We start from the raw sequence: 26,998 nt of genomic DNA, 5'->3' as shown, positions 1-26,998 counted from the left end.
CGGTGCGACGGGTACGCTGACGGCCCGGGACGGGAGGTGAGGTCGTGCTGGACATCCGGTTCTCCAGTGCCCTGCAGGCGATGCTGTACCTCGCCGCCGCGGCCGAGGGCGACAGCCCGACGGTCAGCTCCGGACGGCTCGCCGAGGCACTCGGGACGAACGCCAGCGTGGTGCGCAAGCTGCTGGTGCCGCTCGGGGTGCACGGCCTCGTCGAGTCCAGCAGGGGGCGCAGCGGGGGTGCCCGGCTCGCCCGGCCGGCCGGGGAGATCACCCTGGCCGAGATCTACCGCTGCGCGGTGGGGGAGAAGCCGCTCTGGGCGTGCCGCCCGGAGAGCGAGCACGTCTGCCCAGTGACGACGAACGCCGCGGAGTACTTCGCCCGGCTGACCGCCGAGGTGGAGGGGGCGGTGCTGCAGTCGCTGGGGTACCGGACCCTCGACGACGCGCTGCGCGAGATGCGGGGCCTGGACCGCGCTGCGCCCTAGCCGTCGAGGAACTCCCTGACCAGCGCGTTCACCTCGTCCGGGGACTCCCGGTTGGACCAGTGCCCCCGGCCGGGCAGCACCACAAACCGTGCGCCAGGGACGGCAGCGGCGGCCGCGCGCGTCGTCGCGACGGGGACGCCCGCGTCCCGGTCGCCCTGCACGAACAGGGCGGGGCAGCGGATCTCCGGGAGCCGGGGGCGCAGGTCGACCCGCATCCTGCGGAACCCGATCGAGTCGTTCTGCCAGTCGGAGCTGCCCGCGTTCCCGGCCCGTGCCTCGGCCAGGATCTGATCGACGATCCCGTCGAGGTCGGCCACGCGGCCCGCGTCGCCGAAGAGTGCGCGCCGGGTGAACGCGGTGACCGCCGATCGGCTCCGGAACACCAGGTTCGGCAGGGTCCGCGAGAGCAGCGGCACCCGCGCGGTCAGCCACAACAGCTGGTGCAGCCCCGGCGGGAAGCTCAGTGTCCCGGCCGGTGCGAGCGCCACCACGCGCTCCACCCGCTCCGGGTGCTCGATCGCGGTGGCCAGTGCGAGGGCGCCGCCCTGGGAGAGCCCGACGACCGCAGCACGCTCGACGCCGAGGTCGTCCAGCACGTCGACGACCGTCCGGAGCAGCACGTCGTGGCCGGCCCGGCCCCGCCACGGCCGGCTGCGCCCCTGCTTCGGCCAGTCGGGGGCGATGACGCGGTGGTCGCGGGCGAGGTCGGGGATCAGGTGGTGCCAGCTGAGCAGCGCGTTGTCGAGGCCGGCCCCGGACAGCAGCAGCACCGGGGGGCCGGACTCGCCCGCGAGGTGGACGTGCAGGTCGCCCTCGGGGCGGGGGATCACGTGGTCGCGCAGTGCCGTCATCGGTCGTCATCCTCGTCGCCCCACCCGCGCGCGGCCAGTGCCTCACCGAGGGCGTCCGCGTGCCGCAGCGTCCGCACCAGGAACGGCACCGCGAACGCCGTCGGGGAGCGGTCCGCCCCGCGCGCCTTCGCCGCGGCCCGGACCTGTCCCGCGATGCCGGACAGTGTCCCGATCGACTGCACCGTCAGCCCGACGAGAAGACCGAGGCGCTCGGGTGCGAGACCGAACCGGCGCAGCGGGCCGAGTCCCCGCTCCACGGCGCCGACCAGGTCGTCCACCCGGGTGGTGAGGGTGAACAGGGTCGCCGCGCCCATCGCGGCGACCAGCCGGAGCACGATCACCAGCGTCCGTTCCGGGCCGAGCAGCCACCACTGGACCGCCCCGAGCAGCACGGCCAGCAGCACCAGCGTGCGCAGCACCGGCCGGACCCGGTGCCACGGGATCCGGGCGACCAGGTAGCCGGCGGCGACGGCCAGGCACAGCCCGCCGAGCACCCGCGGGTCCTCGGTGAGCACCGCCCCGACCGCGAGGGCCAGCACCACGAGCAGCGACGGCCCGGCGGGCGCCCGGTGCAGCAGGCTGTCACCGGGCGCGTAGAGCCCCAGCGGGGTCACGAGCCGCAGAGCCTGCGGTAGTACGCGACGGCCGGACCGGGCTCGTCGTCGGCGACGACCCGCCCGCCGTCGAGGACGACGACGCGGTCGAAGCCCGTCAGCAGGTCCAGGTCGTGAGTGGCGAGCAGGACCTGCTGGCGCAGCCCGGCGAGCCGGTCGGCGAAGGCGCGCTTGTTGCGCAGGTCGAGCAGGGTGGTCGGCTCGTCGCAGACCAGCACGTCCGGATCCAGCACGAGCACGGCGGCCAGCGCGAGCAGCTGCTTCTGCCCACCGGAGAGCTGGTGCGCGGGGTGCTCGACGTGGTCGCCCAGCCCGAACCCGGCCAGGGTCTCCGCGGCGAGCCGGGCGCGCTCGGCCCGGTCGCGCACGGTCCGGCGCAGCGAGAACGCGACGTCCTCACCCGCGGTCGGCATGACGATCTGGGAGTCCGGGTCGCTGAAGACGAACCCGACCCGGCGGCGGACGGCGGCACCGTCGCGGGCGGGGTCGCGGCCGTCGACGGTCACGGTGCCCTCGGTCGGCGCGACGAGCCCGTTCACGGTCCGGGCCAGCGTGGACTTGCCGGAGCCGTTCGCGCCGACCAGCGCGACCCGGGGCTCGGCGAGGGTGAGGGTGACGCCGTCGAGGACGGTGCGTTCGCCGTAGCGGTGCCCGACCGCCTCGAACTCGATCACCGGACCACCCGCCAGCTCGTCGCGACGCCGAGGCCGCCGCCGGAGGACAGCGCCGCGATCCCGGTCTCGCCGCGGCCCTGTACGACGAGCCGGTGGAACAGCCGCACGACCAGCACCGCGCCGGAGGCGCCCCAGGGGTGACCGAGCGCGATCGCGCCGCCGTCCGGGCTCACCCGGTGCTCGTCGATCCCGGCCGCGTCGAGGCAGGCCAGCGCCTGCCCGGCGAACGCCTCGGTGAACTCGACGGCGTCCGGGGACCGCGGCCGGTCGCGGAGCGCGGCGAGGGCGGGGACGGCGCCGAGACCGAGGTCGGCCGGGGGGCAGCCCCGGGTGGCGGCCGAGACCAGCGCGAGGCCGGGCACGCCCAGCTCCCGGCGTCGCCACTCCGGCACCAGCGCGACGGCGGCGGCCCCGTCGTTCAGCCCGCAGGAGTTCGCGGCGGTGTGCACACCGCCGGGGGTGAACGCGGGCCGGAACCGGGCGAGCCGCTCGGGGGTGAAGCGGTCGCGGGGACGCTCGTCGGTGAGCACGGCACCGACCGGGACCAGCTCGTCGCCGAAGCGGCCGGAGCGCTGCGCGTCGACGGCGCGGGCGTGGCTGCGGGCGGCGAACGCGTCGAGCCGCGCGCGGGACAGGCCCGCCCGGTCGGCGACGTCGTCGGCGGCGGGCCCCATGTCCGGGTCCGGGTCGCCGGCCGGGGCGAACGGCGCGCGGGTGTAGACGGTGCCGTCGGCCCACGTCCGCGCAGGCGCGGTCGACGGAGACTCGGCGCCCCCGGCGAGGTAGCCGGTGCCGTCCCCGGCGCGGATGCCCGCGGCGGCGGTAAGGATCGCGGCCAGTCCGCTCGCGCACTGCCGGTCCACGGTCATGCCGGGCACGTCGTCGCCGAGCCCGGCGGCGAGCGCCGCGACCCGGGCCGGGTTGCCGCCGGGGCCGAAGACGTTGCCGAGCAGCACGTCGTCGACCGGGCCGCCGAGGGTCCCGGCCAGCGCCGCGAGGACGGGCGCGGCGAGCGCGTCGACGGTCACCGCGCGCAGCGCGCCGCCCGCGGTGCCGATCGGGGTGCGCCGCGCGGCGACGACGACCGGGGTGCCGGCCGTGGTGCCGCCGCCGGGGCCGGTCACTCGGGCCCTCCGAGCGGGACGGCGTCGAGGGTCCCGTCGCGCAGTGCGGCGTCGACGGCGGCGCGGGCGGGTTTGCCCGAGCCCAGCCGCGGCAACGCGCGGGTGACCAGCCAGCGGCGCGGGCGCTTCGCCGGGGACAGTCCGGCCCGCGCCGCGGCGCGCAGCGCCCGCCGGTCCGGGACGCCGTCGCGGGCCTCGACGACCGCCGTGACCACCATCCCCAGCGACGCGTGCGGGGTCCCGGCGACGACGACGTCCCCGACGCCCGCGACGCCGCGCAGCACCTGCTCGACCTCCTCGGCGGCGACCAGCGTGCCGCCGGAGGAGATGGTGGTGGCGGCGCGGCCGAGGACGGTCAGACCGCCGTCGTCGGTGAGCTCGGCGCGGTCCCCGACGGTCGTCGGACCGGGGCCGGCCGGGACGAGTGCGCCACGGGTGAACCGGCCGTGCACCGACTGCGGGCTGTCCACCCACAGCACGCCGTCGCGCACGGTGAGGTGCACGTCCTCGACCGGGCGCAGCGGGCCGTCGTCGCGGCGGGTGGCGATCAGCGAGTGCTCGGCCGAGCCGTAGTACTCGAGCAGCGTGGTGCCGGGCAGCAGCCGCGCGACCCGCTCCCGCATCCCCGGCGCGACGTGCGCGCCACCGCACACCACGACCCGTGGTGCGGGGCCGCCCGGGCGACGCCGGCGCTCGTCGAGCAGGGCGGTGAGCTGGGCGGGGACGAGGTGGACCGAGCCGCCGTCGGGCAGGTCGGTCGGGTCGAGCCGGCCGCGGGTGACCAGGCCCAGGCCGTGGTGCAGCGCGTGCAGCGCCCCGAACAGGTACAGCGTCGAGGACGGCGGCCCCGGCACGAGGACCGGTCCGGGAAGTGCGCCGAGGATGTCGAACCCGATCCGCCAGGAGCGCCGGTCGCGGGCCAGCACGGTGGGGACACCGGTGCTGCCCGAGGTCGTCGGGAGCAGGAACAGCCCGGGCGTCCGCGCTCCGCCGTCGGCGGTCGCGGCCCGGCCGTCGGTGCCGACGACGTGGTGCGGCGCGGCGTCGGCGAGCACCGCGTCGCGTTCGCGGCCGGTCCAGCCGGCGTCGGCCAGCAGCGACGCAGCGCCCAGCCGGTCCGCGGCGAGCAGGTAGGGCAGCACCGCCCAGCGGGCCCGGGTGGGGGTGTCGAGCACGACGCGTTCCCCGGCCCGCACCCCGAGCCGGGCGAGGCGCTCCCCGGCCGCGGCGACGGCGTCGGCGAGACCGCGCGGGAGCCAGGGGGCGGGGACGACGGGCGCGGCCGCGTCGTCGGCGGTCTCGCGTTCCGCCCCGCTCACCGGACCCGGGGCTCGGACGACGCGGAGCGGACCGGCAGCAGGTCCGGCAGGGCCCGGTGCACCAGCGACGCGATCAGCGCGGCCAGCACGATCTTGATCAGGTCACCGGGCACGAAGACCAGGGACTGCACGATCCCGCCGGTGACGTCGCCGATGTAGGCGCCCAGCCACGGCATGCCGATCACGTAGTCGGCGAGCAGCCCGGCCAGGCAGGCGAGCAGCAGCACGGGCAGCGACCGCGACCGGAACCGCGCCACGACCAGGCCCGCGACCAGCGCGGACAGCAGCCAGCCGACGAGGAACCCGCCGCTGGGGCCGAAGAACGCGGCGCCGTTGCGGCCGCCGGACAGCAGCGGCAGCCCGACCGCGGTGAGCACCAGCAGCAGCGCGACCGAGGCCGTGCCGAGCCGCCACCCGAGGATCACACCGGCCAGGATCGGGCCGACGTTCTGCAGGACGATCGGGACCCCGGCCACTCCGGCGAAGCCGGGGAACAGCCCGAGGACGGCGATGAACGCGGCGAACACGACCACGCGGGCGAGGTCGGCCGCGGGGAGCGCGGGACGGGATCCGGACACGCGCGAAGGGTAGGCCACCGGTACCGGCCCCAGGCAGGTGTTGCGCGCGGCGTCACCCCGGGCCGGGTGACGGCCGGGCGGCACCGGGGCGGCCCGGTCACAGCGAGAGCTTGTTCCGGATCCGCTGCCCGCGGCTGAGCCGGGAACTCCGCTCCCGCTCCTGCAGCGAGGTCGCGTAAACCTGCTTCGCCCGGTCGATGTGGTGCCCCAGCACGGTGACGAGACCGGTGACGTCACGGCCGGCCACCAACTCGACCACGGTGTGGTGCTCCCGCATCGACTCGTCGAAGGCGCCCGCGGTCCGGACCGACAGGTGCACCCGGATCGCCGAGATCTGTGCGTAGATCAGGTCGTAGGCGCTGCGCAGGTAGCGGTTGCCGCAGCAGTCCAGGAACGCCAGGTGGAACTGCGCGTCGAGCTGGTTGTAGCGCAGGAAGTCGGCGGCGTCGAGCGCCTCGCGCATCGGGGCCAGCAGCCCGTCCAGAGTGGACCGCAGCCGCTCGGGATCGGTCCCGAGGGCGAGCTCGATCGCCGCGCACTCCAGTCGCAGGCGGCACTCGCACAGCTCGTGGAGCTGTTCGACGCTCGGCCGGAAGATGTAGGTCCCCGATTTCGGCACGATCTCGACGAGCCCCTGGGTGCGCAGCGTCTTGAGCGCCTCGCGGACCGGGGTCCGGGAGACCCCGAACGCGGAGGAGACGAGGTCCTCGGACAGGGCCTCGCCCAGCTCGAAGGCCCCGTCCATGATCGCGGTACGGAGCCGGGCGGCGACGTCGGCGGCCAGCGATCCGGAACCGTCGGAGCGTCGCGCTGGCATCGCTGGTGTCCCTTGCTCGACCGCGGTGACCGCGGTGCCGGATCTCGGCCCCATCATCGCATCACTACTTGCATCCTAGTTTTCTCCTATCTAGGGTCTCAGTCGCCCGGCGGGATGATCCCGTCGTCCGTGTCGCCGTCGAGCAGCACCGGGCCCGGGTGCACGACGACGATCCGCCCGCCGACGATGGCGTGGCTGTAGGAACGGATGGGGCATGGACGCCGCAACCTTCAGTCCCGAGGACAACCGCCGGGCCCGCCGGGCCGCCTTCGGCAGCTTCGCCGGGGCGGTGATCGACTGGTACGACTTCATCCTGTACGGCCTGGTCGCCGCCCTCGTCTTCAACTCACAGTTCTTCCCCGGGATCAGCCCGGTGGCCGGCACCCTGGCCGCGTTCGCGACCTTCGGGGTGGGCTTTCTCTTCCGCCCGCTCGGCGGCGTGGTCTTCGGGCACTTCGGCGACCGGATCGGCCGGAAGCAGATGCTGGTCCTGACCATGATCCTGATGGGGTCGGCCACCACGCTGATCGGTCTGCTGCCGACCTACGACTCGATCGGCTGGTGGGCTCCCTTCCTGCTCGTCGTGCTGCGGGCCGTGCAGGGCTTCGCGGTCGGCGGCGAGTGGGGCGGCGCGGCCCTCATGGCGGTGGAGAACGCCCCACCGAAGCGGCGGGCGCTCTACAGCAGCGGTGTGCAGGTCGGCTACTCCGTCGGCCTGATCATCGCCACCGGCCTGATCCTGCTGATGCGGGCGGTCACCACCGACGAGCAGTTCCTGGCATGGGGCTGGCGGGTGCCGTTCGTGGCCAGCGTCCTGCTCGTGCTGGTCGGGCTCGTCGTCCGGGCCCGGGTCCAGGACTCCGAGGAGGTCGCCGAGCGGGTGGAGCGGGCCGAGCGGGTCGCGGGCGGCCGCCGGATCCCGCTGCTGGAGGCGCTGCGCAGCCACCCCGGCGCCTTCGGCCGGATCTTCGGGCTCCGCCTGGTCGAGCTGGTCTCCGGCTACATCGTGATCACGTTCGCGGTCAGCTACGCCTCCGACGAGCACGGGTTCTCGAAGGACTTCATGCTCAACGTCGGTCTGCTGGTCGGCGCCCTGGGGATCGTGTCCATCCCCACGTTCGCCTGGCTGTCGGACCGGTTCGGCCGACGCCGCATCTACCTGACCGGGTCGGTCGTCGGCGTGCTCGCGGCGGTGCCGTTCTTCCTGGCGATCGAGAGCGGTTCGCAGATCGCCGTCGCGCTGCTCGCGGTCATCCTGTTCAACATCGCGCACGACATGGCGGTGAGCGTGCAACAGCCGCTGTTCACCGAGATGTTCGGCGCGGAGTTCCGCTACAGCGGCGCCGGGGTCGGCTACCAGGTCGCCAGCGCGATCGCCGGTGGGTTCACCCCGTTCATCGCCGCGGCGCTGGTCGCCTCGACCGGGGGCTCCTGGTACCTGGTCGCCGCCTACCTCCTCCTCAGCTGCCTCGTCTCGGCGGTCCTGGCCTGGCGCATCGAGCGTCCCGCGGCCGCGACCACGCCCACCGCCGTCACGGCGGCCTGACCCACCCCGGAAACGGAGAGCCATCATGCTTCCCAGCCCCGCCGGCGCGCTGCGCCGGCTGCTCGCCGGGCCGGACATCGTGCTCGCCCCCGGCGCGGCGGACTCGGTGACCGCCCGCCTGGTGCAGGCCGCCGGCTTCCCCGCCGTCTACCTGACCGGCTTCGGCGCGACCGCCAGCCGTCTGGGCACCCCCGACATCGGCCTGCTCAGCCAGACCGAGATGACCGAGCACGCCCGCAACATGACCCGGGCGGTCGGGATCCCGGTGGTGGCCGACGCCGACACCGGCTACGGCGGTCCGTCGAACATCGAGCGCACCGTCCACGAGCACCTGCAGGCCGGGGTGGCGGCCATCCACCTGGAGGACCAGGTCGCGCCGAAACGGTGCGGCCAGATGGCCGGTGTCCGGCTGATCGACGCGGAGGAGAACGCGGCGCGGCTGCGCTGCGCCGTCCGGGCCCGCGGCGAGCACGACCTGGTGATCATCGGCCGCACCGACGCGTTGCAGTCCGCCGGTGTCGACGAGGCGCTGCAGCGCGCCGCCCGCTACGCCGACGCCGGGGTCGACCTCGTCTTCGTCGACGGGGTGAAGACCGTCGCGGAGGTGGAGAAGATCGCCGCCGGGGTCCCCGGGCCGAAGGTCGTCTCGCTCGTCGACGGGACCGACGCCGCCCGGCTCACGGCGTCGGACCTGCAGGAGCTGGGCTTCGACCTGGCGCTCTTCGCGGTGACCACGCTGTTCGCCGCCACCCGCGCCGCCGCGGACGCGCTCGCGGGCATCGCCGCCACCGGCTCCCTCGCCGGCGGGCCCACCCGGCACACCTACGACGAGTTCACCCGCGTCGTCGACCTCGCCCACCACCAGGACCTCGACCACTCCTTCGGAGCGTGACCGCCGTGCCCACCGTCGTCGTCACCGACTACGAGTTCCCCGACCTCGACCTGGAGCGGACCCTCGTGGAGGATGCCGGGCTGCGGTTCGTCGCCGCCCGCACCCGCACCCCGGACGAGATCGTGGCCGCCTGCGCCGGTGCGGACGGCATCATCAACCAGTACGCCCAGCTCACCGCCGACGTGATCGCCCGGCTGCCCCGGACCCGGGTCATCTCCCGCTACGGGATCGGGCTGAACACGATCGACGTCGACGCGGCGACAGAGGCCGGCATCCTGGTCGCGAACGTGCCCGACGGCTCGCTCGACGACGTCTCCGACCACGCCGCGGCGATGATCCTGGGGCTCGCCCGCGGGCTGGGCCGCCAGGACCGGTCGATGCGGGCGGGGGGCTGGGACTACGCGGCCTCGGGACCGCTGTACCGGCTGCGCGGCCGGGTGCTCGGCCTGGTCGGGTTCGGCCGGATCCCGCAGCGCCTGGCGGTCAAGATGCAGGCGTTCGGGATGCGCGTGCTGGCCACCGACCCGCACGCCGACCCGGCTGCCGCCGCGTCCGCCGGGGTCGAGCTCGTGAACCCCGGGGAGCTCTACCGGCGGGCGGACGTGGTGTCCGTGCACGCCCCCCTCACCCCGGAGACCAGCGGGATGGTGGACGCGGCGGCGTTCGCGGCGATGAAGCCGACCACCTACCTGGTCAACACCGCGCGGGGCCCGGTCGTCGACGAGGCCGCCCTGGTGGAGGCGCTGCGCGCCGGCCGGATCGCCGGCGCCGGGCTCGACGTCTTCGAGAGCGAGCCGCTCGCCGCCGACCACCCGCTGCGGGGGCTGGACTCGATCCTGCTGAGCCCGCACTGCGCGTGGTACTCGGTCGACTCGGAGGCCGAGATCCGCACCAAGACCACGCAGAACGTCATCGACGTCCTCACCGGGCGGGAACCGGCCTACCCGGTGAACAGGCCGGCGACCCCGCGGGCCGCGACCGCGGGCGGCTGACCGGGCCGGGCGGGCTCACAGCGTGCGGTGGAGTGTCCGGAAGCCGTCGGCGTCGGGACGGGTGGGATCGGTGTAGCCCGCCCGGGCGAACAGCCGGGCCGAGGCGTCGTTCCCGGTGTGCACGACGGCGGTCACCGGGGTCCCGGCGCCGGTGCGGGCCCGCAGGGCGTCCTCCCCGGCCCGCAGCAGCGGCCCGGCGAGACCCTCCCCGCGGCGCTCCGGCGCTACCGTGATCGACACCTCCCAGGCGGCGTCCGCGCGGTCCCAGCGGACGGTGCCGACCGGGCCGCTGGTGTCGTCGACGACCAGGAGCAGCCGGTCGTCGCGGTCCAGCGACCCGGCGAGCCAGCGGCGGTGCGTCGCGAGGTCGACCTCGTCGTGGCTGCGCGACCAGCGACGGGTGCCGGGGTCGTTGCGCCAGGCCAGGAGCAGCTCGGCGTCGTCCGGCCGGGCGCGGCGGGCGCGGAGCACCCCGGCGAGCACCCGCTCCTCGGCGGCGCCGCGTGCCTCCCGGCCGGAGGACGTGCCCACCGCGGTGGCCAGGGCGTCCACGACCCGGCCCGCGCCCTCGCCGTCGACGACGGTCGCGGCCCGCCGGGCGAGCGCGGCGCGGGCGTCCGGGCCGGTCAGCAGGGGGCGCAACACGGCCGCGGCTCCCGCCGGGTCGGCGAGGTCCCCGGTCCCGCCCAGCCCGGCGGCGGCACCGGCGTCGACGACGGTCCGGTAGCCCTCGGTCTGGTTGTCCGCGGCCCGGACCAGCGCCATCGGGACGCCCACGCAGCACAGCTCCCACACCGTCGTCCCGGCCGCGCTGACGACGAGGTCGGCCTCGGCCATCGCGGCGGGCAGGTCGGACAGCGGTGGGACCGCGCGGAACGTGGCGGGACCACCGGCGGGCAGGTCGAGCGGCCGCCCTCCGGGGACGACGACGTCGACCGCGGCGGGGGCGTCCGCGGCGGCGAGGGCGGTGACCACCCGGGGCAGCAGCCCGGCGGCGTCGGTCCCGCCCATGACGACCAGCACGCGGGGCGGCCCGGTGCCGGGGGCGTCGGCGGTGCGCAGGGCCCTCCGGGTGCGGGCACGGCGGACCGCCAGCCGCAGCGGGGCGTAGCCGGGGCCGCGGAGCAGGACGGGGGAGCCGTCGTCGGGGCGGGGGTGGTCGTCGGCGCCCATGTTGGGGTCGACCACGACGTCGCCGGGACGCCGGCCGGTCGCGAAGTCCTCCACCGTGGACAGCACGACCCCGGCGTCGTGCAGGGCCGGACGCAGGTCGTCGCCGAGCAGGTAGTGGTCGACGTGCACGGCGTCGATCCGGTGCTCACGGGCCAGCGCCGCGAGTCCGCCGGCGGTGTCGGCCGGGGGCAGCACGGGTCCGGGCTCCCGGACCAGCCCGGACCACAGCCAGTCCAGCCCGTCGAGCCGTCCCGACCAGGACACCTCGTGCCCGGACAGCACGGCGGCCTCGGCGACCGCGGCACACCGGACGGCGTGCCCCACCCCCGTCGACGGTCCGGCGTCGCAACGCAGCAGCAGACGCACGGTCAGCCCTCGGCGAGGGACTTCTGGCGGACGTGCGCGTTGCGCTCCACCAGGTCGGGTCGTGACCGCAGCACCGCCACCACCGACCGCCAGTCGCTCCGGCCGCCCAGTGCTTCCACCAGGCCCTGCAGGGCGTGCAGGTCGTCGGCGGTGTCGAGGGTGACGCGCAGGTCGTCGGCCGCCGGGGCGACGACGAGCCCGAGGCAGCGGAACCGCTCCGGGGCGCCGTAGAGGCCCGACGTCACGTGGATCCGGTCGTAGCCGGTCGCGGTGCCGGCCAGCTCGCGCAGCGCACCGGTGCGCGCCAGCTCGACGTCGAGGCCACGGGGCAGGGTGCGCACCAGGGTGGTCGCGACGTAGTCGTGGTCCGGGGCGTCCCGCCAGGTCGCGGCGACCAGCGACACCAGCGCCGGGTCGAGCAGCGGGCAGTCCGCGGTCAGGCGCACCACGGCGTCGCAGGGGTGCTCGTCGGCGGCCTGGACGAAGCGGGCGAGCACGTCGTCCTCGGAGCCGCGCACCACCGGGGCGCCGAGCGCCGCGGCCCGCTCGGCCACGGCGTCGTCGCCCGCGGCGGTCGAGGTCGCGACGACCACGCGGTCGACGCCCTCGGCGGCACGGGCGGCCGCGACCACCCGGTCGAGCACCGGTGTGCCGCCGAGATCGGTGAGCACCTTGCCCGGGAGCCGCGTCGACCCCGTCCGCGCCTGGATGACCGCGTTGACCCGCACCCGTACCTGCTTCGATTCGTCCGGTTGAGCGCGTGCCATCATGCCGGGCGGAAGAAATTCCGCAGATCTGGAGGCGTGATGTCGGTACTCAAGGGCTCGTCGGTCCTGGTCACGGGCGGGACGGGGTCCTTCGGGAAGGCCTTCGTCCGCACCCTGCTCGACCGCTACGAGCCGCGGCGGCTGGTGATCCTCTCGCGTGACGAGCTGAAGCAGTACGAGTGCCGCTCGCTGTTCGAGAACGACCCGCGGCTGCGCTGGTTCCTCGGTGACGTCCGGGACCAGCCGCGCCTGCGCCGCGCGATGCACGGCGTCGACTACGTGGTGCACGCGGCCGCGCTCAAGCAGGTGGACACCGCCGAGTACAACCCGTTCGAGTTCATCCGGACCAACGTCGAGGGCTCGCAGAACGTCGTCGAGGCCGCGATCGACGCCGGGGTGAAGAAGGTCGTCGCGCTGTCGACGGACAAGGCGTCGAGCCCGATCAACCTCTACGGCGCGACCAAGCTGTGCGCCGACCGGCTGTTCGTGAGCGCGAACCACTACGCCGCCGCCTACGAGACCCGGTTCGCCGTGGTCCGCTACGGCAACGTGCTCGGCAGCCGCGGCTCGGTGGTGCCGCTGTTCAAGAAGCTCGCCGCGGACGGGCAGTCGCTGCCGATCACCGACAAGCGGATGACCCGGTTCTGGATCACCCTGCCGGACGCGGTGCAGTTCGTCATCGACTCCTTCGACGCGATGCAGGGCGGCGAGCTGTACGTGCCGCGGATCCCGTCGATGCGGATGACCGACCTCGCCGAGGCCATCGCGCCCGGCGCCGCGACCCACGAGATCGGGATCCGGCCGGGGGAGAAGCTGCACGAGGAGATGATCGCCGCCGACGACTCGCGGCGGACCCTCAAGCTGGCCGACCGCTACGTCGTCGAGCCCTACATCGCCGGCTGGGGCTACACCTCCCCGGCCGACGGCGAGCCGGTCCCGGACGGGCAGGCGTACCGGTCGGACACCAACGACCTGTGGCTCTCGCCCGAGCAGCTGCGCGCGATGGTCGAGGCGCTCGACTGATGCTCCCCTACGGCCGGCAGTCGATCTCGTCGTCCGACGTCGAGGCGGTCACGGCGGTCCTCGGGACCGACTGGTTGACCACCGGCCCGGCCGTGACCCGGTTCGAGGACGACCTCGCCGCGGTCTGCGGGAACCCCGCGGTGGCCGTGACCAGCGGGACCGCGGCGCTGCACGTCGCCTACGCCGCGGCCGGGGTCGGCCCCGGCCAGGACGTCGTGGTCGCCCCGCTGACGTTCGTGGCGACGGCGAGCGCCGCGGCGCTGCTCGGCGCGAACGTCGTGTTCGCCGACGTCAGCCCCGACACCGGCAACCTCGACCCGGACGCGGCGAAGGCCGCGCTCACCCCGGACACCACCGTCGTGGCCGGGGTCGACTACGCGGGCCACCCGATCGACGCCGAGGCGCTGCGCGCGGTCGCGCACGGGGCCGGTGCCCTGCTGCTGGAGGACGCCGCGCACTCCGTGGGCGGCACCTGGCACGGCCGCCCGGTCGGTGACCTGGCCGACCTGACGACGCTGAGCTTCTTCCCGACCAAGAACCTCACCACCGCGGAGGGCGGCGCGGTCGTGTCCCCGCGGTCCGACCTCGTCGCGGGCGCCCGGTCGTTCCGCAACCACGGCCTCGTCCGCGACAAGGACGCGCAGCGGTTCCCCGACGAGGGGCCGTGGCACCAGGAGGTGCACGCGTTCGGGCTGAACTACCGGCTGCCCGACCTGCTCGCCGCGCTCGGATCGTCGCAGCTCACGCGGCTGGCCGCGTTCACCGCGCGGCGCAGGGAGATCCACGCCCGCTACGACGCCGCGCTCGCCGACGTGCCCGAGGTCCGCACCCCGGTCCGCCGCGACGGCGCCGAGCCCGCCTGGCACCTCTACCCGCTGCGCGTGCTCGACGGCCGCCGTCGCGCGCTGTTCGACCACCTGCGCGAGCGGGGCATCGGGGTGCAGGTCAACTACATCCCCGCCTACTGGCACCCGGTGTTCGCCGACCTCGGCTACCGCCGCGGCCTGTGCCCGAACGCCGAGGAGTACTACTCGCAGCAGCTCTCGCTGCCGCTGTTCCCCGATCTCACCGACACCGACGTGGACCGGGTCTCCGCCCTGGTCCGGGAGTTCTTCGGGCACTCCGCGTGAGGGAGACGTGAGCGTGGACGCCAGCCGGGAGGTACTCGGGCGCGGCTCGCTCTACACCCTGGGCAGCGTCGCCCCGATCCTGGCGAACGTCGTCGTCACGCCGTTCGTCACCCGGCTGCTGGGCGACGCCGAGTACGGCGTCGTCGCGGTCGGGCTGATCCTGGTGCAGGTCGGGGCGATGGTCGTCGGGTTCGGCCTCGCGTCGTCGATCACCCGGCACGGGATCCTGGAGAGCTCCGGCACCGACGGCGCGCGGGCGCTGGTGCTGCAGGGCAGCGCGCTGTCACTGGTCGTGGTCGTGCTCGCGGTGCTGGCCGGGCCGTGGTGGAGCGGACCGGTGCTGTCGGTGCCCTGGCGGGCCGGGCTGGTCTTCGCCGGGCTGGCCGCGGCCGGTTTCGTCGTGGTGCTCAACGCCCAGGCGTTCCTGCGGGTGCAGGACCGGCCGGTGCCGTTCGTGGTCATGTCCGGGGTGGCGACGCTCGGCGGCCCGCTCGCCGGGCTCGCGCTCGTCGCCTGGCGGGCGAGCGACGCCGACGACTACCTGTTCGGGCTGCTGCTCGGCTACCTCGCCGCCGCGGTCATCGGGCTGGTGCTGGCCCTGCGCGGTGGCCGTCCGCGCACCGCGCGGGGTGACTTCGGCCGGGCGCTGCGGATCGGGCTGCCCGCCGTCCCGCACCTGGTCGCGCTGCTGCTGGTGCAGAACGCGCTGGTCCTGATCGTGAACCGGTACTTCGGCGTCGCCGACGGCGGCCGCATGCAGATCGCGCTGCTGCTCGGCTCGGCACCCGCCATGATCGTCTCGGCGCTGAACAACGCCTGGGCACCGGTGATCTACCGGACGCCGCCCGAGGCCCGCGGCGCCGCCCTGGAACGCACCGCCCGTGACGTCGGCGTCGTCACCGCCGCCCTGGCCGGTGGGGTCGGGCTGCTCGCGCCGTTCCTGCTGCGCATCCTCGCCCCGGCCTCGTTCGCCCCCGGACAGCTGGTCCCGGTCACCGCGGTCGCGACACTCGGCGCCGTGGTCAGCGTCGTCTACCTGGCCAACGTGCACCTGGTGTTCGCGTCCGGGCGCAGCGGCGGGCTGGCCTTCGCGAGCCCGGTCAGCCTGGTGCTCGGGGTGGTCGCGGCGGTGCTGCTCGCCCGGACCGGGTCGCTGACCGCCGTCGCCGCCGGGTTCCCGCTGATCTACCTGGCCCTGGCGGCCGGGACGTCGCTGCTGCGCCGTCGGGTGTCGCCGACCCGCTGGCGGGAGGCGGTGCTGGCCGGGCCGCTGGCCGTCGGCGTCGTCGTGTGCGGGGCCGGCGTGCTGCTGCCGTCCGAGGGCGTGCTGTGGCTGTCGGTGCGGTTCGTGCTGGCCGCGCTGCTCGGGGTGGCGCTGCTGGTGCTGGTGCGCCGGATCTTCCGACCGGCCTGACCCGGCGTGGTCAGGCGTCGAGGGGTTCCTCGGTCGTGACCGGCGTGGGCAGACCGTGCGGCAGCGGCTTCGGCAGCGCGGCCAGCGGGTGGCGCAGCCACAGCAGCGGGTTCGAGCTGCCCGCCGACATGGCCTGCGTGCTGGCCTCGGAACGCTTCGTCAGCCCCAGCACCATCGCGGCCTTCGCCAGCGGCGACGCCGCGTAGTACTGCAGACCCGGCCCGACGCCCGGGGTGCGGCCCCAGCCGAGCACGGAGCGCAGCGCGGCGGGGTCGAGCAGGTGCTCGGCGCCGAGCTCGCGGCGGGCCAGCGCGGTCGCGGCGGCGTCGGCCTCCGCGGCGCCGGTCTCCGGGCGGGCCCCGTCGGCGGGATCGACGGTGTGGAACTCCGGCCAGGTCGCGCGCAGCTCGTCCACAGCCGACGACGACTGGGCCCCGAACGTCAGCGGATCCCCCCACACCGCGGCCGGGGTGCCGACGGCGGCCGCGTACAGCACGGCCGTCGACAGCCGGTTCGACGAGACCCGGCTCGCGTTCCCGACCAGGTGCATGATCCGCAGCAGGAAGTGCGGGTCGTCGCGCCGTCCGGCGGTGACCAGCGTGTGCCCGGCGTCGCGCCAGGCCGTGGTGATCTCCGGGTCGGTCATGTCCTCGTGGTGCAGGCACACCGTCGAGGGGCCGTCGACCTTCGCGACCTGGCGGGCCAGGTCGGCGTGCGCGCCGGTCACCCGGACCAGCCGGGTGCCGTGGAACGGGACGAACACCGGCCCGAGCCGCTCCGACGGCGTCCACCCCTGCGAGCGCAGCAGCGCCTCCAGGTAGAGCACCGGGGCGCCGACCGGGGTGGTCGTGCGGTCCTCGTCGGCGGGGGACCAGCCGCGGCAGCCGTGCGACCACACCAGCAGACGTCGCTGCCGGGGGTCGGTGCCGACCTTCGGGAAGTCCGCGAAGTGCGCGGCGACGGGCGAGACCGCGGTCCAGCCGTGCTGCAGCAGACCGGCGATGTGCCGGGGCCGGGACAGTCCGGCGTAGGCGGCGAGGACGGCCGAGTGGCCGTAGTAGTGGTTCTGGATGTCCATCGCCGTGCTCCGGGTCGTCGCTGGTGAGGCCGGGTGATCCTAGCCAGGGGGCGCCTCGCTACCGTCGGGTGCGTGCCTGTCGACGTGATGCTCCCCTTCTACGGCGACCCGGAGCTCCTGCGCCGCGCGGTCCTCAGCGTGCAGGACCAGCGCCGTACCGACTGGCGGCTCACCGTCGTCGACGACGGCTACCCCGACGACACGATCGGCCCCTGGTTCGCGGCACTGGGCGACGACCGGATCCGGTACCGCCGCAACCCCGAGCGGCTCGGCGCGCAGCCGAACAACCGGTACTGCATCGAGGCGGTCGAGCTGCCGTACTTCGTGATGATGGGCGCCGACGACCTCATGGAGCCCGACTACCTCGACACCGTCCTCGCGCTGCACGAGCGCTGGCCGGACGCCGCGGTGGTGCAGCCGGGCGTCGCCGTGATGGACGCCGACGACCGCCCGGTCCGCCCGCTCGCCGACCGGGTCAAGGCGCTGCTGGCGCCGTCCGGGTCGGGCCCGCGCCCGGTCGGCGGCGAGGACCTGCTGGTGAGCCTGCTGCGGGGGAACTGGCTGTACAACCCGTCGCTGTGCTGGCGGACCGACGCGGTGGCGCGCGTCGCGATGCCGGAGTCCGCGGACGTGTTCGACCTGGCGCTGCCGGTCGCGGTGATCGCCGACGGCGGCACGATGGTCGTCGACGACCACGTCTGCTTCCGCTACCGGCGCCACCGCTCCAGCGACTCGGGGTCGGGCGCCGTCGCCGGGAACCGCTTCGCCGAGGAGCGCCGCTACTTCGCGGCGGAGGCGGACCGGATGGACGCCCGGGGGCTGCCTCGGGCCGCCCGGGCCGCCCGGGCGCACGTGTCGTCGCGGCTCAACGCCGCCGTCCAGCTGCCCGGCGCGGTCCTGCGTCGCGACGCCGCCGCGCTGCGCGCACTCGGCGGGCACGTGCTGGGGCGCCTCAGCTGAGTCCGAGGATCCGCTCCAGCCAGCGGGAGTAGCCGGGGTCGAGACGGGCGTCGGTGACCGCGCGGCCCTCGGCGAGGCGCCGGTCCAGCGCCGCCCGGACCTGGGGGGCGACGTCCGGCTTCGCGAACACGAGCTGGAAGTACTCCGGGCGCATCTGCGCGACACCGACGAGCTCGTGGCCGGCGAGCACCCGCGGCAGGTCGGTCCGCCACGACCCCGGCGGCGGCACCGGCGACCCGCTGGTGACCACCACGACCTGCGGGTCGTCGGCCAGCAGCACGTCGGTGGGGTTCGCGCCGTGGGCGATCCGCTCGTCGTTGAGACCGATGTAGTCGGTGGTCCGCCAGCCGGAGAAGTACGGCATCGCGCCGGCGTCGGTCACCGCGAGGGTCCGCTCGCCTGCGGGGAGGTCGGTGTCGGCGAGCGCGAGACCGATCGCGATGTGGGAGCGGCGCAGGTCGTCGCCGTAGTTGACCAGGGTCCGGGCGTCCGGGGCGAGGACGCCCGCGGCCGCCGTCCACACGACCCCGACCGCGGCGGCACCGGCCGCGACCCGCCGTACCTCGACGGTGTCGAGCGCCCACGCCGCGGCCAGGCACAGCATCGGGAAACCGTGCCAGGCGAACCGGGACAGGTAGTCCATGGCGGGCGCCGACAGCGCCGGGATGATCCACAGCGCGGTGCAGCTCGCCAGCACCAGCGCGGCCGGGGCGGCGGTGCGCGGCCGCAGCAGCGCGGCGACGGCGAGTGCCAGCAGCGGCAGCAGGGTGGCCGCCGTCGTCTGGATCCAGCGGCCGTCGGTGGCCGCCTCCACGCCGACCTTCACGTAGAACGTGTTCGGCAGCAGGTGACCGAAGTACGCCCGGCGTGCGGCCAGGTACACACCACCGACGACCGCGGCGACCCCGGTCGCGACCCACACCGACCGGTCGGTGCGCCGCACCCACAGGAACACGGCCAGGGCGGGCAGCACACCGAGCACGCCGTCCGGGCGCAGCGTCCCCGCGAGCAGCAGCAGGGCCGGGATCTCCCAGGTCCGCACGGCCGCGTCCCGGTCGCGGAGCAGCCGGGCGGCGAGGACCGTCGCGCGCAGCACGACCAGCGCGAACGGGGCGGTCTCCAGGCCGGAGTCGACGTGCACCCAGGTCGGCAGGAACAGCACGAACGACCCGGCTGCGAGCACCGCACCCGAGCGGGTCCGCGGCTCGGTGACGAGCAGCCACACGATCGCCGCCGCGCAGGCGGCCGCGGTCAGCTTCGACACCACCGGCAGCGGCACCCCGAGCCACACCCACGGCGCGTGCCACACCATCCAGGTGAAGTTCGTGAACCCCTCCACCGGGTCCTGGCCGGGGTTCCAGGTCGGCCCGGAGCCGTGCGCGAGGTTCGCGCTGTACCGGTAGGTGATGTAGGCGTCGTCGACGGTCACCGACCAGCAGGCCCACACCCCGACCGCGAGCGCGGCGAGCGCTGCGGCGAGCAGCACCGGCCGGTCGGTCGCCCACCGGCGGGTGCGCGTGACCGGGTCGCGACGGCGCCCCCTCGGCCACCCCTCGTCCGTGGGGTCCGCGGTGTCGCGGTCGTCGGTCGCGGTCGACATGCACGCGATTCTCGCGCACCGATGAGTTCGCGCCCGCGCCGCGGTCGTACCGGGCATGAGCACACCCACACAGCGCCCCACCACCCTGAACAACATCGGCGTCGTCATGTTCACCGTCGCCGACCAGGACACCGCCCTGGACTTCTACACCCGCGTGCTCGGGTTCGAGGTCCGCGGCGACACCCGGTTCGGCGAGAACGGCGAGCACCGCTGGCTGGAGGTCGCGCCGCCCGGCTCGACCGCGCGGCTCGCGCTCAACCCGCCGATGTTCGAGGAGCCCGGCGGCAGCGCGATCGGCGTCGAGACCTCCGACCTGGCCGCCGAGCACGCCCGGCTGACCGAGATCGGCGTCGCCGACCTGGAGCCGCTGCCCACCGAGGACACCCCCGGCGCGCCGCGGCTGTTCATGCTGCGCGACCCGGACGGCAACGTGATCACCGTCGTCGAGGTCTGAGCCGTCAGGGCACCGGGGGAACCCCGGCCCGGACCAGCACCGCGTAGGGGCCGACGTCGCGGCGCTGCCAGGCCGGGTCGTCGAACTGCTGCGGGGCGAACACCGCGGGCTCGGCGCCCTGGCGCGGGTCGGGGAACCGGTCCTGCGACAGCGGCAGCCGCAGGGTCCCGTCCGCGGCCCGGTCCAGCACGAACACCGACGGTGCCCGCTCCGGGGCCCGGTCCAGCGCGTCGAGCAGCCGGCCCGGGTCGGCCGCGGCCGCCCAGCGGCGGGCCTCGTCGGTGCGGGCCGGGTAGTCCGCGAGCGGGTTCGCGTACTGCGGCTGCGACGCCTGGAACGCGAAGTACGGCACGTAGCTGAGCAGGGTCGCGTTCGCGCTCGCGACGACGACCTCCCGCGGCGGACGGCCGGTGAGACCGTCGATCGTGCTGCGCAGGTCCCCGAGCCAGGCGTTCGCGTCCGCCGGGTCCCGCGAGCCGTCGGGCCGCGTCCCGTCGGGCCGGTAGTCCTGGGCCGTCCCGGTCCACCCGTAGTCCTGCGGGACGGACTGCACCTGTCCGACGACGACCGCCGCGGCCAGCGCCGTCGCCACGGCCGCGCAGGTCCCGGCACGGACGCCCCGGTCGCGCAGGACGCCGGTCAGTGAGGCGACCGCCCAGACCGCACCACAGGCCAGTGCCGCGGTGAGGATCGGCTGGATGCGGAACGCCAGCAGCGTGCTGCCGAACGCCAGCGCCGCCGTCGACAGCAGGTACCAGGCGTAGCCGCAGGCCACGGTGATCCCGAGGCCGCGGGCGACCGGCGAGGATCGGAACCGCGCCACGATCCAGACCGTGCCCAGCAGGCACAGTGCTCCGACCGGGGTCGCCTCCAGCATCGGCAGCGGCCAGCGCGACCCCGCCTCGGCGAGGAAGTGCTGGCCCGCGCTGTAGGTGGGCTGCCCGGCCGAGGCCAGCAGGTACGGCAGCCAGTGCACCAGGGCCGGCGGCAGCGCCGCGGCGACGACCACGACGATCGTCACCGCGAGCGTCGCGGGCCGGGTCGTCCGCGTCACCAGGCCGTCGACGGCCAGCACCGTGAGCACGAACCCGGCGAACACCAGGATCTGGGTGTGGGTGACCGCGGCCAGCCCGAGGACGAGACCGGTGAGCAGCGCCGTCCGGACCCACGAGCCCCCGTCCCGGCGCACCAGCCGCAGCCCGAGCACGGCCAGCGGCGGGACGAGCGCCGCGGTCAGCCACGAGTACGGCGAGTACGCGGCCAGCGTCACGAACCCGGCGAGGGTGGTCGCCACGGCTGCCCCGACCGCCCGCGGGCGGGACGTCACCAGTGCCCACAGGGCGTAGGTCAGGACGGCGGTGACCGCCAGCGTCGCGATCGAGAACGGCTTGTGGAACGCCCAGGCGTCGACACCCAGCAGCGCCGCGGCCCGCCCACCGAGCCAGAACCACGCGGCCGGGTAGTACGGCGGCATGTCCGCGTAGGCGAAGTCCGCGAGCCGCGCCGAGTCCGCGAACCGGGTCAGGAACGCGACCCGGAACTGCTGGTCGCCCCCGACCCCGAACAGGTAGTGCGGGGTGTTCGCCAGGAACAGCGTGAGCGGCAGCGCGGGCAGCGCCGCCAGCCCCACCCACGCCAGCGGCGCGGCGACGAGCGGCGACCGGCTCCACGCGGCGGCGGCCAGCAGCGCGGCGACGAGCGCACCACCGGTCGCGGTGAGCGCCAGCCCGACGTTCGACCCGGCCGGGACCGTGACCCGGTCCGCGAGCAGCAGCCCCGCGGCGACGACCCCGACGGCGACGACCGGGCCCACGACCAGGTCGGCCGCGGCGAGGAGCCGTCGCGCCACGGTCAGGGCTTCTTCTTCACGGCGACGACGAGGAACGCCTTCGAGATCGCCCACAGCGCCGGGAAGCGACGCAGCGCCGAGACGCCCAGCGAGTACAGCCGCGACCCGCCGCCCTCGGCCAGGCTGACGTCGCCGGGCACGGTGAAGCGGGCGTCGAGGTCGGGGCGGCGCGCGAGGAGCCGGCGCATCCGCAGGTAGCTCGGGGCGTAGCTGGCGTCGGTGTAGTCGCTGCCGCGCCCGGACCAGCGCAGGTAGCGGGTCGCGAGCGGCAGCGGCAGCCACGCCAGGAACGGCAGCGCGTAGTGCGCCTCGATCGGCCACCACCGGTTCGGCACCAGGATGTAGGCGACGCCGCCGGGCCGCAGGCAGGACGCGATCCGTTCCAGCGCGTCGGGCTGGTCGTCGAGGTGCTCCAGGACGTTGTCGAGCACGGCGACGTCGAAGGAGCCGGCGTCGTCGCCGTGGCCGAACTCGCCGATGCCCTGGACACGGAACGTGAAGTTGTCGGCCCCGCCCTCGGCGGCCAGCCGGGTCGCCTCGGCGGCGAGCGCGCCGTTCGGCTCGATGCCGACGACCTCCCGGCACAGCCCCGCGAGCTCCAGTGCGGTGTAGCCGTAGCCGCAGCCGAGATCGACCACCCGTGCGTCACGGAACGGCAGGTCGAGGAAGGGTTCGGTGGTGATCGCGATCTGCCGGGCGAACCCGGTGGCGAGCGTCCGCCGCTCCACCATGCGCAGGGAGCGTTCGTACTCGGGGAGGTCGGTCACGTGGTCTCCGTCGAGGGCGTCGGGGGGTCACCCACCGTACGGGGACGAGGGCGCACCGTCCGGACCGGGCGGGGCGAACGCCTGCGCCCCGGGGGTCACCGGCGCGCCCGGGGCGCAGGCGGTGAGCCGCCACAGCTCCTGGCCCCCGCCCGTCGCGACGAGCTCGAACCCGGGCACCGGGGCGATGTCGTGCAGCCCCGGGTACCAGCGGGCGCCCCCGTGGTTCGGCCAGAACGTGATCGGCCCCGTCAGGAGCCAGTCGACGCCGAGGTCGGCGGCCGCCGTGCAGATCGTCGGGTCGGTCCCGACGTCGCGGAACCGGGTGGCCAGCAGGATCTGCTCCGGGGTCCAGTTCCCGATCAGGTGCGGGAACAGCACCCGGCGCCCGGTGAGCGGGAACAGCAGGGAGTTGCCGGTGAACGGGTCTGCGGCCACGACGTCGTCGGGGCCGACGATCCGCCCGACCTCGTCGAGGAACTCGCGCTGCCCCGGTTCGAGGATGGCGTCCGACGGCCGCTGGTACGGCCCGGCCAGGACGTCGGCGTGTGTCGCCACCGACATCCCGCCGGTCGTGGCGACGACCACCGCGAGCAGCACCGCCGCGAGCGCGGGCGCGACCACCCGCCGACGGGCCAGGGCCGCGGTGGGCGGGATCCGCAGCAGCACGTGGCGCACGACCGACGCGACGGCGCACAGCCCGACCACGGCCAGCACGGCCCCGGTGACGGGCACCATCGCCGCCAGCCGGTAGGAGTCGTTGTACCAGGCACCGGTGAGGGCGGCGGAGGTCGTGCCGTCGTCGGCCGCGGCCAGCACGTACAGCGCGCCGGAGGCGACGTGCGCGGGCACCAGCCACGACGTCGCGACGTGCCGCAGCGCGGCCACCGCGCCGATCACGACCAGCACCGACAGCACGACGAGGTCGGGACGGCCGTTGGAGGAGTTGAACAGCACCTGACCGATCGCCGTCGGAACGTCGGTGAACGCGGGCCAGTCGAAGCTGCGGACCCCGGCGGTCAGCGGTGAGGCCGTCATGAACCACAGGACGGCGGCGACGATCCCGGCGACGCCGACCACGGCCACCACCGGCTGCCAGAACCGGCGGGTGAGCAGCCGGCGCCGGGCCAGCACGCCGATGCCCCACAGCACCGGGAACAGGCCGAGCACCGCGAGGCTGAACAGCGCGTTCGGGTGGGCGAGACCGAGCGCGGGCAGGGTCAGGACCAGGGTGGTCGCCGCGCCGGCCGCGCCGATGACGCTGCGCTCGGCCACCCCGACGACGGCCAGCAGCAACGTCAGGTACCCGGGCAGCAGTGCCACCCCGAGCAGGTTCGGCCACAGCACCCCGAACGACATGAGCGCCCACGGCAGGGCGGTGAACCCGGTGGCCAGCACCGGCGCGACCAGGGCGGCACCGGGCGACGGGCCCATGACCTGGCGGCTCAGCGCCGCCACGGACAGCGGGAACACCACCCCCGCCACGACCCAGGCCGTCAGGTTGGTGGCGACCGGGACCCCGCTGCCGGACAGCATCGCGACCAGCGACACGAGGTCGTGCCAGCCCGCCGGGTACAGCGCCACCGCCGACGACGGGTTCGTCAGCGAGCCCAGCGTCAGCGACGACGCGTCGCCGGACTGCAGGATGTGGGCGACGGCGTTGTAGTGGAAGACGCCGTCGTAGGTCGAGGACAGGGCGTCCACCGGGCCGAACCCCAGCACCACCGTCCACCACGCGAGCCCCGCGGCGACGACGACACCGGCCGCAGCGGCCACCCCGGCCCGGCGGCCGTCGGTGCCCGCGCGCTGGGCGGAGGTCCGCCACACCTGGGGCATCGCGGTCGTCATCGGTTCGGGGCGCTTCGCGAACCGGCCCTTCGGGGCGCGGAGGCGGGCCAGCGAGGCCCGGATCCGCCGGCCCGGGGTCCACGACCGCAGCGCCGTCCGCCAGCCCCGGTGCAGCGCGCTGCCGGCCGGGCGGCGGGCGACGAAGGCCCGGAACAGCCCGCCGAGCAGCGCGAGCACGACCGCGGCGCCCAGCGGCACCCACGGCCCCCAGCGCACCCCCACGAGCGGCGCGAGCACGGCCGAGGACGAGACGACCGCGGTCGACACCAGCGGGGACAGGCCCCAGGCGGTGATCCCGCGGACCCCGCACGCCCGCAGCACGAGGAGACCGGGCCCGACCACCCAGAACACCGCGACGAGTGCGGTGGGCAGCGCGGACAGCCAGGTGGGTCCGGCCATCGAGGTCGCGGCTCCTCTCCCGGCGCCGAACCCGGAGCCGTCGACGACCCACCGGACCCGATTCACCGGCGCTGGCCGGTCTCGGAGACTACCGGCGGTCCTACGGCCCCGCCGGTCCCGTGCCCGACCGGGTGATCAGGACCCGACGACCCGGCCCGCGTCGCAGGCGGTGATACGCCACAACGCGTTGTCGCCGTCGCGGGCGAGCAGCTCGAACCCGTCGGCGTCGGCGAGGTCGTCGAGGCCCGGCCACTGCGCGGCCAGCGGGTCGGGCTGCCAGAACGTGGGCGGCGCCGTGATCACGTAGCCGGTGCCGGTCTCGGCGACGGCCGCGCAGACCGCCGGGTCGTTCGAGGCGTCCCGCAGCCGCTCGGCGATGATCCGCTGGTCCGGTGACCACACCCCGGTCAGGTGCGGGAACAGCACCTGCCGGTCGGTGAGCGGCCACAGCATCGCGGTGCCGGCCCACGGGTTCTGCGCCACCACCGCGTCCGACGGCAGCAGGTCGCCCGCCTCGCGCAGGAACCGGGCCTGCTCCGGACCGACCAGCACCTCCTCCGGGGTCTGGTAGATCGCGGCGAGCGAATCGATGTGCGAGCGCTGGTAGAGCCCGCCCGAGGTGACGACGACGGCGATCACCCCGATCGCGACGAGCACCGCGGCCCGGGGCCGGGGCAGCCCGGCGACGGCGGGCGCGGCCCGGGTGAGGCGGTCGCGGACCGGGCAGGCGAGGGTGCGGGCCAGGGAGCACAGCGCCACCAGGCCGAGCGCGGCCAGCGGGGCCGCGGTCACCGGGACGAGCGCGGCGATCCGGGGCGAGTCGTTGTACCAGACCCCGGTCCACACCGAGGACCACGTGGTGGCGCCGACGACGTAGAGCGTGCAGACGAGCAGGTGCGCCGGGACCAGCCAGGACGTGCGGGCCCGGCGCAGCGCCCACACCGCCCCGGTCACCGTGAGGACCGCGATCGACCACGCCGGGGCGTTGTCCTCGGGATTGTGCAGCACCGCGTTCCACACGGCGTCGGTGACCGAGACCTCCGGCTCCCAGTAGTAGCCGCGGATGCCGTCGAGGGCGGGGGAGACGAACATGAACCAGGCGACGCCGCCGAGCGCGGCGAGCACGACCGGTACCGCGACGACCGCGCGCACCGTGGGCCACACGCCGCCGCGCAGCCCACGGCGCACCGCGCCCGCGAGGCCCCACAGGATCGGCGGTACCGCGACGACCACGGCGCCGAACAGGGCGTTCGGGTGCGCGAATCCCAGCGCGACGACGGCGGCCCCCGCCGGGAACCAGCGCGCCACCCGTCCCGGGGGGTACGGGCCCGGCCGGGCGGGCGACACCGGGTCCGGCCCGAGACCCGGCCGCGCGGCGAGCGCTGTCGCGGCCAGCGCGGCAGGCACCAGCGAGACGCCCAGCAGGTTCGGCCACAGCGCGCCGTAGGTGACCAGCGTCCACGGGAACGCGACGAACCCGAGTGCGAGCACCGGCGCGGCCAGCGCGGCACCGGCCGAGCGCCCGACCAGGGTGCGGACCAGGAAGAGCACCGACAGCGGCCACACCAGCAGCGTGGTGACCAGCGCGACCACGTTCGACGCGACGACGATCCCGCCCGGCCCGGTGGCCAGCGGCGCCACCAGCGAGACGACGTCGTGCCAGGCCGCGGGGTAGAAGCCGGGGGAGTTGACCAGGCCGCCGACGGTGAGCGACGACGCGTCCTGCGTCCCGAGGATCCGGGCGACGGCGTTGTAGTGGAAGTTCGCGTCGAAGGTCTGGGACAGCGCGTCGGGACGGTCCATCCCGCGCAGCACGGCCCGCAGGCCCAGCACCGCGGCGATCGTCAGCCCGCCGAGCGCGGCGAGCCCGGTCCAGCGCCGGTCGGGCCCGCCGCGGAGCAGCGTCCGGACCGACTCCCCGGCGGCGGCCCGCACCACGGTGGGCCGCGGCAGCAGCGGGCGGCGCAGCACCAGCCGTCGCACACCCACCACGAGCAGCGCGAACGTGGCCGCCGCGGTGACCGGTGCGACTCCGCTCCAGGGCACGCCGAGCATGCTCGCGCCGACGGCGGACCCGGCGATCACACCGACCGACAGCATCGGGGCGGCGCCCCAGACGGCGATCCCGCGCAGGCCGGCGGCGAGGCCGACGACCAGCCCCGGGAGCGTGACCCAGGCAGCGGCGAGCACCACGAGGGGGACGGCGGACAGCCAGCTCACGCCATCTTCTCCTCGGGCCCACGACGGTGCCGGATACGTCCGCTTCTCCGACCTGCCCGCG

25 protein-coding genes are annotated in these 26,998 nt (G+C 75.4%); 9 read left to right on the top strand and 16 right to left on the bottom strand.

The features are described 5' to 3' along the window. Window positions 1-44: 44 nt before the first annotated feature. The gene (locus ND486_RS06435; protein ID WP_251783249.1) at window positions 45-485 is read left to right on the top strand and encodes an Rrf2 family transcriptional regulator; all 441 of its coding nucleotides are present in this window, start codon (window positions 45-47) and stop codon (window positions 483-485) included. On the opposite strand, the gene ND486_RS06430 is transcribed toward ND486_RS06435, so the two are convergent. The 8 genes from ND486_RS06430 to ND486_RS28880 all read right to left on the bottom strand — a co-directional run bounded on the left by ND486_RS06430 (window position 482) and on the right by ND486_RS28880 (window position 6,689). Then, entirely contained in the window at window positions 482-1,336 is an 855-nt protein-coding gene (locus ND486_RS06430; RefSeq protein ID WP_251783248.1) for an alpha/beta fold hydrolase, read from the bottom strand. The two genes, ND486_RS06435 and ND486_RS06430, sit on opposite strands and share 4 nt — an antisense overlap. Beyond that, window positions 1,333-1,950: an energy-coupling factor transporter transmembrane component T gene (locus tag ND486_RS06425; protein WP_251783247.1), complete on the bottom strand. Its 618-nt coding sequence runs from the start codon at window positions 1,948-1,950 to the stop codon at window positions 1,333-1,335. Before ND486_RS06425 ends, ND486_RS06430 begins: the two co-directional genes overlap by 4 nt. Beyond that, window positions 1,947-2,624 carry an ABC transporter ATP-binding protein gene (locus ND486_RS06420; RefSeq protein ID WP_251783246.1) on the bottom strand — a complete coding sequence of 226 codons (678 nt, stop codon included), beginning with the start codon at window positions 2,622-2,624 and terminating at the stop codon, window positions 1,947-1,949. The genes ND486_RS06425 and ND486_RS06420 overlap by 4 nt, the downstream gene beginning before the upstream one ends. Beyond that, entirely contained in the window at window positions 2,621-3,748 is a 1,128-nt protein-coding gene (locus ND486_RS06415) for a thiolase family protein (RefSeq protein ID WP_251783245.1), read from the bottom strand. Before ND486_RS06415 ends, ND486_RS06420 begins: the two co-directional genes overlap by 4 nt. Beyond that, entirely contained in the window at window positions 3,745-5,067 is a 1,323-nt protein-coding gene (locus ND486_RS29595) for a hypothetical protein (RefSeq protein WP_208818700.1), read from the bottom strand. Before ND486_RS29595 ends, ND486_RS06415 begins: the two co-directional genes overlap by 4 nt. Further along, window positions 5,064-5,645, bottom strand: a complete 582-nt coding sequence (locus tag ND486_RS06405; RefSeq protein ID WP_224403944.1) for a biotin transporter BioY — start codon at window positions 5,643-5,645, stop codon at window positions 5,064-5,066. The genes ND486_RS29595 and ND486_RS06405 overlap by 4 nt, the downstream gene beginning before the upstream one ends. Window positions 5,646-5,742: 97 nt before the next feature. Beyond that, complete coding sequence (locus ND486_RS06400) at window positions 5,743-6,462, bottom strand: GntR family transcriptional regulator (protein WP_251783244.1); 720 nt, start codon at window positions 6,460-6,462, stop codon at window positions 5,743-5,745. Window positions 6,463-6,560: 98 nt separating this feature from the next. Continuing rightward, window positions 6,561-6,689 (bottom strand): hypothetical protein, encoded by a 129-nt coding sequence (locus tag ND486_RS28880; protein ID WP_255625202.1) that lies wholly within the window; start codon window positions 6,687-6,689, stop codon window positions 6,561-6,563. On the opposite strand from ND486_RS28880, the gene shiA reads away from it, so the two are divergent. Genes shiA through ND486_RS06385 form a run of 3 tightly spaced genes read left to right on the top strand, consistent with a single transcriptional unit; the run spans window position 6,677 to window position 9,892 of the window. After that, window positions 6,677-8,008 carry a shikimate transporter gene (shiA, locus tag ND486_RS06395; RefSeq protein ID WP_251783243.1) on the top strand — a complete coding sequence of 444 codons (1,332 nt, stop codon included), beginning with the start codon at window positions 6,677-6,679 and terminating at the stop codon, window positions 8,006-8,008. The genes ND486_RS28880 and shiA overlap by 13 nt on opposite strands. Before the next feature lie 25 nt (window positions 8,009-8,033). Beyond that, entirely contained in the window at window positions 8,034-8,900 is an 867-nt protein-coding gene (locus tag ND486_RS06390; protein ID WP_251783242.1) for an oxaloacetate decarboxylase, read from the top strand. 5 nt (window positions 8,901-8,905) lie between these two features. Then, window positions 8,906-9,892: a C-terminal binding protein gene (locus ND486_RS06385; RefSeq protein ID WP_251783241.1), complete on the top strand. Its 987-nt coding sequence runs from the start codon at window positions 8,906-8,908 to the stop codon at window positions 9,890-9,892. Between the two features lie 15 nt (window positions 9,893-9,907). Here the strand turns inward: ND486_RS06385 and ND486_RS28875 are convergent, their stop codons facing one another. Then, window positions 9,908-11,431: a bifunctional UDP-2,4-diacetamido-2,4,6-trideoxy-beta-L-altropyranose hydrolase/GNAT family N-acetyltransferase gene (locus ND486_RS28875; protein ID WP_308215816.1), complete on the bottom strand. Its 1,524-nt coding sequence runs from the start codon at window positions 11,429-11,431 to the stop codon at window positions 9,908-9,910. A gap of 2 nt (window positions 11,432-11,433) precedes the next feature. Continuing rightward, on the bottom strand, window positions 11,434-12,198 hold the full coding sequence (locus ND486_RS06370; protein ID WP_073573846.1) for a cytidylyltransferase domain-containing protein: 765 nt from the start codon (window positions 12,196-12,198) through the stop codon (window positions 11,434-11,436). Window positions 12,199-12,237: 39 nt separating this feature from the next. On the opposite strand from ND486_RS06370, the gene pseB reads away from it, so the two are divergent. The 3 genes from pseB to ND486_RS06355 are packed head-to-tail and all read left to right on the top strand — an operon-like array spanning window position 12,238 to window position 15,765. After that, complete coding sequence (gene pseB / locus ND486_RS06365) at window positions 12,238-13,221, top strand: UDP-N-acetylglucosamine 4,6-dehydratase (inverting) (RefSeq protein ID WP_062399211.1); 984 nt, start codon at window positions 12,238-12,240, stop codon at window positions 13,219-13,221. After that, window positions 13,221-14,351, top strand: coding sequence for a DegT/DnrJ/EryC1/StrS aminotransferase family protein (locus ND486_RS06360; protein ID WP_251783240.1), 1,131 nt, complete (start codon window positions 13,221-13,223; stop codon window positions 14,349-14,351). Before pseB ends, ND486_RS06360 begins: the two co-directional genes overlap by 1 nt. Window positions 14,352-14,364: 13 nt before the next feature. Next, on the top strand, window positions 14,365-15,765 hold the full coding sequence (locus tag ND486_RS06355; RefSeq protein ID WP_251783239.1) for a lipopolysaccharide biosynthesis protein: 1,401 nt from the start codon (window positions 14,365-14,367) through the stop codon (window positions 15,763-15,765). Between the two features lie 10 nt (window positions 15,766-15,775). Here ND486_RS06355 and ND486_RS06350 read toward each other — a convergent pair whose 3' ends face one another. Then, entirely contained in the window at window positions 15,776-16,843 is a 1,068-nt protein-coding gene (locus ND486_RS06350) for a hypothetical protein (protein ID WP_251783238.1), read from the bottom strand. Between the two features lie 72 nt (window positions 16,844-16,915). On the opposite strand from ND486_RS06350, the gene ND486_RS06345 reads away from it, so the two are divergent. Continuing rightward, window positions 16,916-17,803 carry a glycosyltransferase family 2 protein gene (locus ND486_RS06345; RefSeq protein WP_251783237.1) on the top strand — a complete coding sequence of 296 codons (888 nt, stop codon included), beginning with the start codon at window positions 16,916-16,918 and terminating at the stop codon, window positions 17,801-17,803. Here the strand turns inward: ND486_RS06345 and ND486_RS06340 are convergent. Next, on the bottom strand, window positions 17,796-19,403 hold the full coding sequence (locus tag ND486_RS06340; RefSeq protein WP_251783236.1) for a hypothetical protein: 1,608 nt from the start codon (window positions 19,401-19,403) through the stop codon (window positions 17,796-17,798). The genes ND486_RS06345 and ND486_RS06340 overlap by 8 nt on opposite strands. 55 nt (window positions 19,404-19,458) lie before the next feature. On the opposite strand from ND486_RS06340, the gene ND486_RS06335 reads away from it, so the two are divergent. Beyond that, on the top strand, window positions 19,459-19,857 hold the full coding sequence (locus ND486_RS06335) for a VOC family protein (protein WP_251783235.1): 399 nt from the start codon (window positions 19,459-19,461) through the stop codon (window positions 19,855-19,857). Window positions 19,858-19,861: 4 nt separating this feature from the next. On the opposite strand, the gene ND486_RS06330 is transcribed toward ND486_RS06335, so the two are convergent. The 4 genes from ND486_RS06330 to ND486_RS06315 form a co-directional block, all read right to left on the bottom strand. Continuing rightward, window positions 19,862-21,706, bottom strand: coding sequence for an arabinofuranosyltransferase (locus ND486_RS06330; protein ID WP_251783234.1), 1,845 nt, complete (start codon window positions 21,704-21,706; stop codon window positions 19,862-19,864). Between the two features lie 2 nt (window positions 21,707-21,708). Continuing rightward, window positions 21,709-22,473, bottom strand: a complete 765-nt coding sequence (locus ND486_RS06325) for a class I SAM-dependent methyltransferase (RefSeq protein WP_178376613.1) — start codon at window positions 22,471-22,473, stop codon at window positions 21,709-21,711. 27 nt (window positions 22,474-22,500) lie between these two features. Next, the gene (locus ND486_RS06320) at window positions 22,501-24,717 is read right to left on the bottom strand and encodes a DUF6541 family protein (protein ID WP_251783233.1); all 2,217 of its coding nucleotides are present in this window, start codon (window positions 24,715-24,717) and stop codon (window positions 22,501-22,503) included. A 135-nt stretch (window positions 24,718-24,852) separates the two neighbouring features. Then, window positions 24,853-26,937 carry a DUF6541 family protein gene (locus ND486_RS06315; protein ID WP_251783232.1) on the bottom strand — a complete coding sequence of 695 codons (2,085 nt, stop codon included), beginning with the start codon at window positions 26,935-26,937 and terminating at the stop codon, window positions 24,853-24,855. Window positions 26,938-26,998 lie beyond the last annotated feature (61 nt).

This window comes from Pseudonocardia sp. DR1-2, from assembly GCF_023717215.1.
GTDB classification, from domain to species: domain Bacteria; phylum Actinomycetota; class Actinomycetes; order Mycobacteriales; family Pseudonocardiaceae; genus Pseudonocardia; species Pseudonocardia alni.
The sequence above is the reverse complement of the archived record's forward strand: the minus strand, read 5'-3'. Positions and strand labels throughout refer to the sequence as shown.

Bases quoted from the DNA above. Each gene is read 5' to 3' on its own strand.
- ND486_RS06430 (WP_251783248.1), bottom strand. From the start codon at position 1,336: ATGACGGCACTGCGCGACCACGTGATCCCCCGCCCCGAGGGCGACCTG.
- ND486_RS06370 (WP_073573846.1), bottom strand. From the start codon at position 12,198: ATGGCACGCGCTCAACCGGACGAATCGAAGCAGGTACGGGTGCGGGTC.
- ND486_RS06400 (WP_251783244.1), bottom strand. From the start codon at position 6,462: ATGCCAGCGCGACGCTCCGACGGTTCCGGATCGCTGGCCGCCGACGTC.
- ND486_RS06335 (WP_251783235.1), top strand. From the start codon at position 19,459: ATGAGCACACCCACACAGCGCCCCACCACCCTGAACAACATCGGCGTC.
- pseB (WP_062399211.1), top strand. From the start codon at position 12,238: ATGTCGGTACTCAAGGGCTCGTCGGTCCTGGTCACGGGCGGGACGGGG.
- ND486_RS06320 (WP_251783233.1), bottom strand. From the start codon at position 24,717: ATGGCCGGACCCACCTGGCTGTCCGCGCTGCCCACCGCACTCGTCGCG.
- ND486_RS06360 (WP_251783240.1), top strand. From the start codon at position 13,221: ATGCTCCCCTACGGCCGGCAGTCGATCTCGTCGTCCGACGTCGAGGCG.
- ND486_RS06340 (WP_251783236.1), bottom strand. From the start codon at position 19,403: ATGTCGACCGCGACCGACGACCGCGACACCGCGGACCCCACGGACGAG.
- shiA (WP_251783243.1), top strand. From the start codon at position 6,677: ATGGACGCCGCAACCTTCAGTCCCGAGGACAACCGCCGGGCCCGCCGG.
- ND486_RS06390 (WP_251783242.1), top strand. From the start codon at position 8,034: ATGCTTCCCAGCCCCGCCGGCGCGCTGCGCCGGCTGCTCGCCGGGCCG.
- ND486_RS06350 (WP_251783238.1), bottom strand. From the start codon at position 16,843: ATGGACATCCAGAACCACTACTACGGCCACTCGGCCGTCCTCGCCGCC.